The sequence below is a fragment of the Ottowia sp. genome, from assembly GCF_047601385.1.
Taxonomy (GTDB): domain Bacteria; phylum Pseudomonadota; class Gammaproteobacteria; order Burkholderiales; family Burkholderiaceae_C; genus Ottowia.
Genome location: NZ_JASGJP010000001.1, coordinates 2,084,709 through 2,096,057, shown reverse-complemented (window position 1 = coordinate 2,096,057; position 11,349 = coordinate 2,084,709). Strand labels below are relative to the sequence as shown.

Below are 11,349 nucleotides of genomic sequence, written 5' to 3'. Positions count from 1 at the left end.
GTACGAAACCAACATAACAAACTTTTCCCGTGGCCAGCAAATCCTCCGTCAAACCGTCGGCTCCGGGCCGCCGCATCCAGGTGCGCCGCTCGGGCGTGCACGGCAAGGGCGTGTTCGCCCTGGTCGATATTCCCCAGGGCGAGCGCATCATCGAATACGTGGGCGAAGTCATCGGCTGGGACGAGGCGCAGCGCCGCCACCCGCACGACCCGAACGACCCCAACCACACCTTCTACTTCCACGTCGATGAAGACCACGTGATCGACGCGCTGTACGGCGGCAACGCCTCGCGCTGGATCAACCACAGCTGCGGCCCCAACTGCGAGGCCGACGAGGACGGCGGGCGCATCTTCATCAAGTCGCTGCGCCCGATCAAGGCCGGCGAGGAGCTGAACTACGACTACGGCCTGGTCATCGACGAGCCGCTGACGCCCGCGCTGAAGGCCGACTACCCCTGCTGGTGCGGCAGCGCGAACTGCCGCGGCACGCTGCTGTCGTCCGACCTGGAGACGGCCGAGGGCAAGAAGAAATCCAAGAAGAAGAAAAAGAAGAAAAACAAGAAGCGCGCGAAATGAGCAAACCCGCCCTCCACTGGCCCGTGGCCGCGCTGGCCGAGGCGCTGGCGCCGCACCTGCCCGGCTGCGCGGTGGAGGTGGTGGCCGAGATCGACTCCACCAACAGCGCGCTGATGCGCCGCGCGCGCGCCGGCCGCGCCGCCCCCGTGCTGCTGGTGGCCGAGGCGCAGACCGCCGCGCGCGGCCGCCTGGGGCGCGGCTGGCAGGGCGGCGAGGCGGGCGGCGCGCTGTCGTGCTCGCTGGGCCTGCCGCTGGCGCCGCGCGACTGGTCGGGCCTGTCGCTGGCCGTGGGGCTGGCGCTGGCCGAGGCGCTGCACCCCGAGGTCGGCCTCAAGTGGCCCAACGACCTGTGGTGGCAGGACCGCAAGCTGGCCGGCGTGCTGGTCGAGACCGCCGGCACCGGCGGCGCGCAGGCCGCGCGCTACGCGGTGATCGGCTTCGGCCTGAACCTGGCGCCGCTGGGCGGCGAGGGCTTCTCCACCCCGCCGGCCTGGCTGCAGGCGCTGCTGCCGGGCATCGACGCGCCCGGCGCGCTGGCGCGCGTGGCCGGCCCGCTGGCGCAGGCGGTGCGCGCCTTCGAGCGCGAGGGCTTCGCGCCGCTGGCCGAGCGCTTCAACGCCCGCGACGTGCTGGCCGGCCGGCCGGTGCGGCTGTCCGACGGCTCCGAAGGCGTGGCCCAGGGCGTGGGCTTAGGCGGCGCGCTGCGCGTGCGCACGCCCGTGGGCCTGCGCGAGATCACCAGCGCCGAGGTCAGCGTGCGTCCGCTGCTGCCAGTGGGAGGCGCCGGATGATCGGCCGCCTGGTCGTGCTGCTGCTGGCCGCCAACCTGGTGTGGGCGGCCTGGTCGCAGGGCTGGCTGCGGTCCGTGGGCCTGGGGCCGGCGCAGCAGGCCGAGCCGGAGCGGCTGGAGCGCCAGGTGCGCCCCGAATCGCTGCGCATCCAGCCGTTGCCGGACGCGGGCGCCGCGCCCGCGCCGGTGGCGCGCGCCGAGCCCGCCGCGCCGCGCCGCGCGCCCGAGCCAACGTCCAGCGCGCCCGAGGCGCCGGCGCCGGCAGCGTCGGCCGCCGGCACCTGCCTGCAAGCCGGCGTGTTCGACGACAAGCAGATCGAGCCCGTGCGCCGCGCCGCCGCCGAGCTGCCGGCCGGCAGCTGGCGCATCGACCAGGTGTCGCTGCCGGGCCGCTGGATGGTCTACGTGGGCAAGCTGGCCGACGCCGAGGCCGTGCGCGCCAAGCGGGCCGAGCTGCGCGAGCTGGGCGTGGACACCGACCGCCCCGGCGCGGCGCTGGAGCCCGGCCTGTCGCTGGGCCGCTTCGCCAACGAGGAATCGGCCGACCGTGCGCTGGCCGACCTCGCCCGCAAGGGCGTGCGCTCGGCGCGCGTGGTACAGGAGCGGCGCGACACCCCCGCCTACCTGCTGCGCCTGCCCGCCGCCGACGCCGCGCTGCGCCAGCAGGCCGCCGGCCTGCGCGGCGCCCTGGCCGGCAAGGAGCTGCGCCCCTGCGAATGAGCGCCAAAGCCCAATCCACCACCACCCCAGGAGACCCGCCATGACCCTCAAGCTCTACTACGCCCCCGGCGCCTGCTCGTTCGTGCCCCACGCCATGCTGGAGCAGGCCGGCGCCACCTTCGAGCCGGTGGCCGTCAAGCTGCACAAGGGCGAGCACAAGAGCCCCGAGTACCTCGCGCTCAACCCGCGCGGCCAGGTGCCGGTGCTGTCCGACGGCGGCGAGGTCGTCACGCAGATCGTGGCCATCATCGCCTACATCGACGCCAAGTTCCCCGAGAGCGCCTTCATCCCCAAGGCGCCGCTGGCGCGCGCCCGCTTCGTCGAGACGCTGGCGTGGATGAACAACACCGTGCACCCGACCTTCACGCACTTCTTCATGCCGAACAAGTTCAGCGACGACGAGGCGGCGCAGGCGGCCATGAAGCGCTTCGCCGCCGGCCAGTACCGCGCGCTGATGGCCGAATTGCAGGGCCTGCTGGCGAAGGCCCGCGCCGCCGGCCAGGACTGGCTGGGCGGCGTGCACTGCGGCCCGCTGGACGCCTATGCGCTGACCCTGCTGCGCTGGGGCAGCATCGCCGGCATCGACCCGGAGGGCTTCCCCGAGCTGTGGGCGCACGTGCAGCGCACCGCGCAGGTGCCGGCGGTGGCGCGCGCCATCGAGCGCGAGAGGCTGCAACTCAACCTGTACAAGCCGGCCTGAGTTTTTCAAGCCAGATAGGGCTTCAGCGCCCGTCCTGAAAGCGCTGGCAGCTATATAAACAATAGCTTTTGCCAAGGTGCGTTCAAGAATCCAAGTCCGTTCAGGCTGAGCTTGTCGAAGCGCCGCGCAAGGCTTCGACAAGCTCAGCCCGAACGGCTTATCGATGAATGCGCATCCGTATCCGTATCAGGCGCCCGCGGCGAAGCGCACCGTGAACAGCGCCCCCGGCGGTTGCTGGCCGGGATGGGCGTCGTCCACGTCCACCTGCGCGCCGTGCTGCTGCGCGATCTCGCGCACGATCGGCAGGCCCAGGCCGGAGCCGTCCACGTTGGTGCCCAGCGCGCGGTAGAACGGCTCGAAGATGCGGTCGCGGTCGGCCGGCGCGATGCCGGGGCCGTTGTCCTCCACCTGCACCGCCAGCGCGCGGCGGAACGGGTCGGCGCGCACGCGCACCGTCACCACGCCGGGGTGCCCGGGCGTGCTGGGGGTGTAGAACAGGGCGTTGTCCACCAGGTTGCGGATCATCTCTTTCAGCAGCGTCGGGTGGCCTGGGCGCGTGAAGCCGGGCGCGCCGGGCTCGGGGCCGTCGTAGCCCAGGTCGATGCGCCGCTCCAGCGCGCGCGGCACGGCCTCCCGCACCACCTCGATGGTGAGCCGCGCCAGGTCGCACGGCTGGTGCGCCAGCACCGCGCCGCCGCCCTCGGCGCGCGCCAGCGCCAAAAGCTGGTTGACGGTGTGCGTGGCGCGCACGCTGGCGTGGCCGATCTGTTGCAGCGACTGCTTCAGGTCGGCGGCGCTGGAGCCCTGGCGCTGCGCCAGGTCGGCCTGCATGCGCAGCCCCGCCAGCGGCGTCTTGAGCTGGTGCGCGGCGTCCGCCAGGAAGCGCTTTTGCGTGGCGATGGAGTCCTTCAGCCGCGTCAGCAGGTCGTTGACCGAGGCCACCAGCGGGCCCACCTCCTGCGGCACGGCGTGCTCGTCCAGCGGCGAGAGGTCATCCGGCCGGCGCGCGCGGATGCGCCCCTCCAGCTCCGACAGCGGCTTGATGCCGCGCACCAGCGCCAGCCACACCAGCAGCACCGCCAGCGGCAGGATGGCGAACTGCGGCAGCATCACGCCCTTGATGATCTCGGCCGCCAGCACGCTGCGCTTCTCGCGCGTCTCGGCCACCTGCACCAGGGCCGGGCCGGGCGCGCCCGGGATCGGCACCCACAGGCTGGCCACCCGCACCGGCAGGCCGCGGAACTCGGCGTCGCGCAGGTGCGGCTCGTCGCCCGGCGGCGCGTCGCCGCCATCGCGCGGCGGCGCGGGCAGCTCGCGCTCGCCCGACAGCACCTCGCCGCCGGTGCCGCGCACCTGGTAGTAGACGTTGTCGGAGTCGTCGGCGCGCAGCAGCTCGCCGGCCGGCTGCGGCAGCGAGAAGCGCACCTGCTGGCCCGGCCCCACCTGGATGAACTGCGCCAGCGCCTGCACGCTGTAGATCAGCGCGCGGTCGAACGGCTTGTTGGCCAGGTTCTGCGCCACCAGCCAGGTCAGCGCCAGGCTCACCGGCCACAGCAGCAGCAGCGGCGTGAGCATCCAGTCCAGGATCTCGCCGAACAGCGAGCGCTGGGTGCGCTGGAAGATTTTCACCGTGTTACTACTATTTTAATAGCTACTGGCGCTTGCTGGACGGGCGCTGGAGCCTGATTTGGCTTAAATCTTTTCCAGGCAGTAGCCCAGGCCCCGCACGGTGGCGATGCGGATCGGGCCCCTCTCGATCTTCTTGCGCAGGCGGTGGATGTACACCTCGATGGCGTTGTTGCTGACCTCCTCGCCCCACTCGCACAGGCGCTCGACCAGCTGCTCCTTGCTCACCAGCCGGCCCGAGCGCTGGAGCAGCACCTCCAGCAGGCCGAGCTCGCGCGCCGACAGCTCGACCATCCTGCCGTCGATGCGGGCCACGCGGCCGGTCTGGTCGTATTCGAGCGGGCCGTGCCGGATGGTGGCGCTGGCCGCGCCCATGCCGCGGCGCGTCAGCGCGCGCACGCGCGCCTCCAGCTCGGACAGGGCGAAGGGCTTGGCCATGTAGTCGTCGGCGCCCAGGTCCAGCCCCTTGACGCGCTCCTCCACGCCGTCGGCGGCGGTGAGGATCAGCACCGGCAGCTTCTGGCCGCGCGCGCGCAGCCGGCGCAGCACCTCCAGCCCGTGCAGCCTGGGCAGGCCGAGGTCGAGGATCAGCAGGTCGAACTCGGTGTTGGTCATCAGCGCGGCGTCGGCCTCGGTGCCGCTGGCCACGTGGTCCACCGCGGCGCCCGAGTGGCGCAGGCTGCGCATCAGACCGTCGGCCAGGACCTGGTCGTCTTCAGCGATGAGGATGCGCATGGCTTGTCTCCTGGTGTCGCGGCCTGTCGTGAGCGGCCGCGTGGTTCTGCGCAAATTCTAGGCGCCGCCCGCGTACGCCTCCAGCCCCAGCGCCACCACGGTGGCCACTTCCGCGCCCACGGCGGAGCGGAACTCGGCCTCGGCTTGCGCCACGGCGGTGCGGAAGGCGGCCAGCCAGTCCAGCCCGGCGGGCGTGAACACGATGCGGCGCGCGCGGGCATCCAGCGGGTCGGCCTCGCGCGTGACCAGGCCCCAGGCGGCGCACTGGTCCACCAGGTCGCCCATGGCCTGTTTGCTCATGCCGGCCCACTGCGCCAGCTCGGTCAGGCGCGCGCCGGCCAGCGGCAGGTGGCGCGTGATGTGCACGTGCGCGGCGCCCACCTTGTCGCGCGCCGCCAGGTGCGCCAGCGCCAGCGGCGCCTGCTCGCTGGCGGCCATCAGTTGCAGCACGCGTTCGTCGAAGCGGCGCATGGCGTGGCCCAGCAGGCGGCCCAGGTGGGTCTGGCGCCAGCGGTCGTCGTAGGGCGTTTCGGGCATCGGCAAATGGTAAGGTAAACTGACTTAAAAATCGCTTTACGCTATTCAATGTATTCCTATACAGTCCTGTTCATGCATCCAGATCAATCTACCCTGGATGCGGCAACTTACTGATTCACAAGGAGAAAATCATGGACATGGCGGTCGCCGACAAAACCGAGAAGGCCAAGGCCCTGCAGGCCGCGCTGGCCCAGATCGAAAAGCAGTTCGGCAAGGGCACCATCATGCGGCTGGGCGAAGGCGAGCAGATGGACGACATCCAGGTCGTCTCCACCGGTTCGCTGGGGCTGGACATCGCCCTGGGCGTGGGCGGCCTGCCGCGCGGCCGGGTGATCGAGATCTACGGCCCCGAAAGCTCCGGCAAGACCACGCTCACCCTGCAAGTCATCGCCGAGATGCAGAAGCAGGGCGGCACCTGCGCCTTCATCGACGCCGAGCACGCGCTGGACACCTCCTACGCCGAGAAGCTGGGCGTGAACCTGCAGGACATGCTGATCAGCCAGCCCGACACCGGCGAGCAGGCGCTGGAGATCGTTGACAGCCTGGTGCGCTCGGGCGCCGTCGACCTGGTGGTGATCGACTCCGTCGCCGCCCTGGTGCCCAAGGCCGAGATCGAGGGCGAGATGGGCGACAGCCTGCCCGGCCTGCAGGCGCGCCTGATGAGCCAGGCGCTGCGCAAGCTGACGGCCACCATCAAGAAGACCAACTGCACGGTGATCTTCATCAACCAGATCCGCATGAAGATCGGCGTGATGTTCGGCAGCCCCGAGACCACCACCGGCGGCAACGCGCTGAAGTTCTACGCCAGCGTGCGCCTGGACATCCGCCGCACCGGCACCATCAAGAAGGGCGACGTGGCCATCGGCAACGAGACCAAGGTGAAGGTGGTCAAGAACAAGGTCAGCCCGCCCTTCAAGACGGCCGAGTTCGACATCCTGTTCGGCGAGGGCATCTCGCGCGAGGGCGAGATCATCGACATGGGCGTGACCGCCAAGATCCTCGACAAGTCCGGCGCCTGGTACGCCTACAACGGCGAGAAGATCGGCCAGGGCCGCGACAACGCCCGCGAGTTCCTGCGCGAGAACGCCGACCTGGCGGTGGAGATCGAGAACAAGGTGCGGGAATCCCTCGGGATTCCGCTGCTGCCGACGCAAGAGGCGAAGCAGGGCGGCGCTTGAGGCCTCATATGAAAAAATTGGCTCCAGCGCTTATCTGGCAAGCGCCGGCAGCTATTGAAATAGTAGCTTGAAGCCATGCCCACGCTCTCGCTCAAGGGCCGCGCGCTGCGCTACCTGGCCGCGCGCGAGCACTCGCGTGCCGAGCTGGAGCGCAAGCTGGCGCCCCACCTGCCGGAGGACGGCGGCGCGGCCGAGCTGGCGCGCGTGCTGGGCGAGCTGGAGGCCCAGGGCTTCATCAGCGCGGCGCGGGTGGCCGAATCGGTGCTGCACCGCCGCGCCGGCCGCCTGGGCGGCGCGCGCGTGCTGCACGAGCTGCGCGCCAAGGGCCTGCCCGACGAGGTGCTGGCCGACGCCGCCGAGCGCCTGCGTGCCACCGAACTGGCGCGCGCGCGCCAGGTCTGGCAGTCGCGCTTCGGCCAGCCGCCGCGGGACGCGGCCGAGCGCGCCCGGCAGATGCGCTTCCTGGCTCAGCGCGGCTTTGCCGGCGAGGTGATCCGCCGCGTGCTGGCGCGTGCGGGTGCGGGTGTGGACGACGCCGCCGGCCTGTGAGTGCTTGACAGCGGACTCGCGGCCTTTCGCCGCGCCAACCGCCAACTTTGCACTGCCGGGCAGGCATCCGCAGGTTGACAGCCCCGCGGCCTTGATCTTCAATTCGCCCCTGGTTTCTAACGCGACAGCCCGTCAGATCGCGGAGGCCACCGAAGTCAGGGAGCGAATGATGATGCAAAAGGTCTATGCGCTGAGCGCCAAGGGCCAGCGGGAAAGAAGCGCCGGGCAGCCCACGCTGCCGGCAGAGTTGCGCGATCTGCTGCGCCTGGTCGATGGCCAGCGCACCGTTACCGACCTGCTGGCCGCCGCGCGGGGCAAATCCGCCGTGACCGCCGGCGGTCTGCGCTGGCTGAGGGCTTCCGGTTACCTCACGGCCATCGAGGCCCCGGCGGCGCCCGCCTGCGCCCATGGCGGCGTGGCCAGCGAACGCGATGCCATGCCTTCAATGCCCTCGATGTCTTCGATGCCCTCGCGCCCGGCCATGCCGCCGCGCCCGCGCAGCAACGAAGAGGTGTGCCGCATCCTCTCCGCCTTCATGGTGCAGTCGATCCGGCGCCGGCTGGGCGAAGGCGGCTACCTCTACCGCCGGCAGATCGAGCGCGCCACGCAAGTCGGTGATTTGCTGCCGCACCTGAACCCGCTGATCGACGCCATCACCGCGCGGGCCGGCGCGGACGCGGGCGCCGAGTTCGCCGACACGGCCGCCTTCATCCTGAATCCGCACGATCGCGACGCCACCCTGGGCTGAGCAACCGTCTTCGGGGTCAAGCGCCGCGAGGCTTCACAGCCCCAGCATCAGCCGCAGGTTCTGCACCGCCGCGCCGCTGGCGCCCTTGCCCAGGTTGTCCAGCCGCGCCACGCAGACGGCCTGGTGCGCCGCCTCGTTGCCGAACACGCGGATTTCCAGCCGGTTGGTGTCCTTCAGCGCCACCGCGTCCAGCTTGCCCGACTCAGGGGCGTCCTCCACCGTGACCCACTCGCTGCCGGCGTAGTGCCGCTGATAGATGTCGCGCAACCCGGCCAGCGTGGGCCGGCCGGGCAGCAGGTCCAGGTGCAGCGGCAGCTCGACCAGCATGCCCTGGTCGAAATTGCCCACGGCGGGGATGAAGATGGGCCGGCGCGTCAGGCGCCCGTACTTCATGATCTCCGGCAGGTGCTTGTGCGTCAGGCTCAGCGCGTACAGCTCGTAGGGCGGCGCGCGGCCGGCCTCGTAGGCTTCGATCATCTGGCGGCCGCCGCCGGTGTAGCCGCTGACGGACGGCAGGGTGACGGGGTAGTCCGGCGGCAGCGCGCCCGCATCGACCAGCGGCCGCAGCAGCGCGATGGCGCCGCTGGCGTAGCAGCCGGGGTTGGCCACCCGCTCGGCCGCCTGCACCAGCGCGCGCTGCTGCGCCGACAGCTCGGGAAAGCCGAAGGCCCAGCCCTCGGCCACGCGGTGCGCGGTGCTGGCGTCGATGATGCGCGGGCGGCGGCTCGGCAGGCCGTCGATCATCGCCACGGTCTCGCGCGCCGCGTCGTCGTGCAGGCACAGGACCACCAGGTCCACGCCGGCCACGATCTCGCGCTTGGCATCGGGATCCTTGCGGCGCGCCGGGTCGATGCTGACCAGCGTCACGCCGGCCAGGCCCTGCAAGCGGTCGCGAATTTGCAGGCCGGTGGTGCCGGCCTCGCCGTCGATGAATACCTTGGCCATCCGCAGGGGTCCTCGTGAAGATTCTCAGGGCTTTGCCCATGATACATTCCCGCCCAGCGGCTCGCGCACACGCCGATGCCGCGCCGCCGCGCGCCGTCTGGACTGTCGGCCGGCCGATCACACACCACTCCAGAGGGGCTTCATGAAGATCCACGAATACCAGGGCAAGGAGATCCTGCGTCAGTTCGGCGTGCCCGTTCCGCGCGGGATTCCCGCATTCACCGTTCAGGAGGCCGTCGAGGCGGCGCAGAAGCTGGGCGGCCCCGTGTGGGTCGTCAAGGCGCAGATCCATGCCGGCGGCCGCGGCAAGGGCGGCGGCGTGAAGGTGGCCAAGTCGCTCGACCAGGTCAAGGAGCTGGCGGGCCAGATCCTGGGCATGCAGCTCAAGACCCACCAGACCGGACCCGAGGGCCAGAAGGTGCGGCGCCTGTATATCGAGGACGGCGCCGACATCCAGAAGGAGTACTACGTCTCGGTCGTCACCGACCGGGCCACGCAGAAGGTGGCCTTCATCGCCTCCAGCGAGGGCGGCATGGACATCGAGGAAGTGGCGCACAGCCAGCCCGAGAAGATCATCAAGGTGTTCGTCGACCCGCTGGCCGGCCTCACCGACGCGCAGGCCAAGGAACTGGCCGACGGCATCGGCATCCCGGCCGGCAGCACCGCGCAGGCCGTGGACGTGTTCAAGAAGCTCTACAAGTGCTACATGGACACCGACGCCAGCCTGGTGGAGATCAACCCGCTCAACCGCGACGGCAAGGGCAACATCATCGCCCTGGATTCCAAGTTCAACTTCGACAGCAACGCGCTGTACCGCCACCCCGAGATCGTGGCCCTGCGCGACCTGGACGAGGAAGACCCGGCCGAGATCGAGGCCAGCAAGTTCGACCTGGCCTACATCAGCCTCGACGGCGACATCGGCTGCCTGGTGAACGGCGCCGGCCTGGCGATGGCGACCATGGACACCATCAAGCTGTTCGGCGCCGAGCCGGCCAACTTCCTCGACGTGGGCGGCGGCGCCACCCCCGAGAAGGTGACCGAGGCGTTCAAGATCATGCTCAAGAACCCCAAGGTCAAGGCCATCCTGGTCAACATCTTCGGCGGCATCATGAAGTGCGACACCATCGCCACCGGCGTCATCACCGCCAGCCGCGCGGTCGACCTGAAGGTGCCGCTGGTGGTGCGCATGAAGGGCACCAACGAGGAGTTGGGCAAGAAGATGCTGGCCGACAGCGGCCTGCCCATCATCAGCGCCGACACCATGGCCGAGGCGGCGCAGAAGGTCGTCGCCGCAGTGAAGTGAGGGGATCGAGATGAGCATTTACATCAACAAGAACTCCCGCGTCATCACGCAGGGCATCACCGGCAAGACCGGCCAGTTCCACACCGAGAAGTGCATCGAGTACGCCAATGGCAAGCACTGCTTCGTGGCGGGGGTGAACCCCAAGAAGGCGGGCGAGAAAATCTTCGACGTGCCGATCTTCGCCACCGTCAAGGACGCCGCCAAGGAAACCGGCGCCACCGTGAGCGTGATCTACGTGCCGCCGCCCGGCGCCGCCGCCGCCATATGGGAGGCCGTGGAGGCCGACCTGGACTTCGTGATCTGCATCACCGAGGGCATTCCGGTCAAGGACATGCTGGAGGTGCGCAACAGGATGAAGGCCAAGGAGGCCGCCGGCGGCAAGCGCACGCTGCTGCTCGGCCCCAACTGCCCCGGCCTCATCACGCCCGACGAGATCAAGATCGGGATCATGCCCGGCCACATCCACAAGAAGGGCCGCGTGGGCGTGGTCAGCCGCTCCGGCACGCTGACCTATGAAGCGGTGGCGCAGCTGACCGAGCTGGGCATCGGCCAGTCCACCGCGGTGGGCATCGGCGGCGACCCGATCAACGGTCTCAAGCACATCGACGTGATGAAGGCATTCAACGACGACCCGGACACCGATGCCGTCATCATGATCGGCGAGATCGGCGGCCCGGACGAGGCCGACGCCGCCCGCTGGTGCAAGGATCACATGAAGAAGCCCATCGTCGGCTTCATCGCCGGCGTCACCGCGCCGCCCGGCAAGCGCATGGGCCACGCCGGCGCGCTGATCTCCGGCGGCGCCGACACGGCCGATGCCAAGCTCGCCATCATGGAAGAGTGCGGCTTCAAGGTCACGCGCAACCCGTCGGAGATGGGCAAGCTGCTCAAGGCACTCCTGTAGTCCCGATCGGCGGCCGAAAAATGCCTGGCGCAGCGGCTG

13 protein-coding genes are annotated in these 11,349 nt (G+C 70.2%); 9 read left to right on the top strand and 4 right to left on the bottom strand.

What is annotated here, in order from left to right; translation table 11 throughout:
• Positions 1-29 precede the first annotated feature (29 nt).
• From QM772_RS10245 to QM772_RS10230, 4 genes are read left to right on the top strand one after another with little or no spacing between them, the layout of a single operon-like run.
• On the top strand, positions 30-575 hold the full coding sequence (locus QM772_RS10245) for an SET domain-containing protein (protein ID WP_415136086.1): 546 nt from the start codon (positions 30-32) through the stop codon (positions 573-575).
• Positions 572-1,366, top strand: a complete 795-nt coding sequence (locus QM772_RS10240) for a biotin--[acetyl-CoA-carboxylase] ligase (protein ID WP_415136084.1) — start codon at positions 572-574, stop codon at positions 1,364-1,366. Before QM772_RS10245 ends, QM772_RS10240 begins: the two co-directional genes overlap by 4 nt.
• Positions 1,363-2,085: an SPOR domain-containing protein gene (locus tag QM772_RS10235; RefSeq protein ID WP_415136082.1), complete on the top strand. Its 723-nt coding sequence runs from the start codon at positions 1,363-1,365 to the stop codon at positions 2,083-2,085. The genes QM772_RS10240 and QM772_RS10235 overlap by 4 nt, the downstream gene beginning before the upstream one ends.
• Before the next feature lie 40 nt (positions 2,086-2,125).
• A complete protein-coding gene (locus tag QM772_RS10230) occupies positions 2,126-2,785 on the top strand; it encodes a glutathione S-transferase family protein (protein WP_415136080.1) in 660 nt (219 codons plus the stop codon).
• Between the two features lie 186 nt (positions 2,786-2,971).
• Here the strand turns inward: QM772_RS10230 and QM772_RS10225 are convergent, their stop codons facing one another.
• The 3 genes from QM772_RS10225 to QM772_RS10215 form a co-directional block, all read right to left on the bottom strand.
• Positions 2,972-4,414 carry a sensor histidine kinase N-terminal domain-containing protein gene (locus QM772_RS10225; protein WP_415136078.1) on the bottom strand — a complete coding sequence of 481 codons (1,443 nt, stop codon included), beginning with the start codon at positions 4,412-4,414 and terminating at the stop codon, positions 2,972-2,974.
• A gap of 63 nt (positions 4,415-4,477) precedes the next feature.
• On the bottom strand, positions 4,478-5,146 hold the full coding sequence (locus QM772_RS10220; protein ID WP_415136076.1) for a response regulator: 669 nt from the start codon (positions 5,144-5,146) through the stop codon (positions 4,478-4,480).
• Between the two features lie 57 nt (positions 5,147-5,203).
• Positions 5,204-5,683, bottom strand: coding sequence for a MarR family winged helix-turn-helix transcriptional regulator (locus tag QM772_RS10215; RefSeq protein ID WP_415136074.1), 480 nt, complete (start codon positions 5,681-5,683; stop codon positions 5,204-5,206).
• 131 nt (positions 5,684-5,814) lie between these two features.
• On the opposite strand from QM772_RS10215, the gene recA reads away from it, so the two are divergent.
• The 3 genes from recA (at position 5,815) to QM772_RS10200 (ending at position 8,158) form a co-directional block, all read left to right on the top strand.
• Complete coding sequence (gene recA, locus QM772_RS10210; protein WP_415136072.1) at positions 5,815-6,861, top strand: recombinase RecA; 1,047 nt, start codon at positions 5,815-5,817, stop codon at positions 6,859-6,861.
• A 75-nt stretch (positions 6,862-6,936) separates the two neighbouring features.
• A complete protein-coding gene (gene recX / locus QM772_RS10205; protein WP_415136070.1) occupies positions 6,937-7,410 on the top strand; it encodes a recombination regulator RecX in 474 nt (157 codons plus the stop codon).
• A gap of 172 nt (positions 7,411-7,582) precedes the next feature.
• Complete coding sequence (locus QM772_RS10200) at positions 7,583-8,158, top strand: hypothetical protein (protein ID WP_415136068.1); 576 nt, start codon at positions 7,583-7,585, stop codon at positions 8,156-8,158.
• 33 nt (positions 8,159-8,191) lie between these two features.
• Here QM772_RS10200 and argC read toward each other — a convergent pair whose 3' ends face one another.
• Positions 8,192-9,103 (bottom strand): N-acetyl-gamma-glutamyl-phosphate reductase, encoded by a 912-nt coding sequence (gene argC / locus QM772_RS10195; RefSeq protein ID WP_415136066.1) that lies wholly within the window; start codon positions 9,101-9,103, stop codon positions 8,192-8,194.
• Positions 9,104-9,245: 142 nt separating this feature from the next.
• On the opposite strand from argC, the gene sucC reads away from it, so the two are divergent.
• Positions 9,246-10,406 (top strand): ADP-forming succinate--CoA ligase subunit beta, encoded by a 1,161-nt coding sequence (gene sucC, locus QM772_RS10190; protein WP_415136064.1) that lies wholly within the window; start codon positions 9,246-9,248, stop codon positions 10,404-10,406.
• A gap of 10 nt (positions 10,407-10,416) precedes the next feature.
• The gene (gene sucD / locus QM772_RS10185; protein WP_415136062.1) at positions 10,417-11,310 is read left to right on the top strand and encodes a succinate--CoA ligase subunit alpha; all 894 of its coding nucleotides are present in this window, start codon (positions 10,417-10,419) and stop codon (positions 11,308-11,310) included.
• The last annotated feature ends 39 nt before the right edge of the window (positions 11,311-11,349 follow it).

Coding starts and splice junctions, on each gene's coding strand:
- QM772_RS10200 (WP_415136068.1), top strand. CDS start 7,583: ATGCAAAAGGTCTATGCGCTGAGCGCCAAGGGCCAGCGGGAAAGAAGC.
- QM772_RS10240 (WP_415136084.1), top strand. CDS start 572: ATGAGCAAACCCGCCCTCCACTGGCCCGTGGCCGCGCTGGCCGAGGCG.
- sucD (WP_415136062.1), top strand. CDS start 10,417: ATGAGCATTTACATCAACAAGAACTCCCGCGTCATCACGCAGGGCATC.
- argC (WP_415136066.1), bottom strand. CDS start 9,103: ATGGCCAAGGTATTCATCGACGGCGAGGCCGGCACCACCGGCCTGCAA.
- QM772_RS10215 (WP_415136074.1), bottom strand. CDS start 5,683: ATGCCCGAAACGCCCTACGACGACCGCTGGCGCCAGACCCACCTGGGC.
- QM772_RS10230 (WP_415136080.1), top strand. CDS start 2,126: ATGACCCTCAAGCTCTACTACGCCCCCGGCGCCTGCTCGTTCGTGCCC.
- sucC (WP_415136064.1), top strand. CDS start 9,246: ATGAAGATCCACGAATACCAGGGCAAGGAGATCCTGCGTCAGTTCGGC.
- QM772_RS10220 (WP_415136076.1), bottom strand. CDS start 5,146: ATGCGCATCCTCATCGCTGAAGACGACCAGGTCCTGGCCGACGGTCTG.
- QM772_RS10235 (WP_415136082.1), top strand. CDS start 1,363: ATGATCGGCCGCCTGGTCGTGCTGCTGCTGGCCGCCAACCTGGTGTGG.
- recX (WP_415136070.1), top strand. CDS start 6,937: ATGCCCACGCTCTCGCTCAAGGGCCGCGCGCTGCGCTACCTGGCCGCG.
- recA (WP_415136072.1), top strand. CDS start 5,815: ATGGACATGGCGGTCGCCGACAAAACCGAGAAGGCCAAGGCCCTGCAG.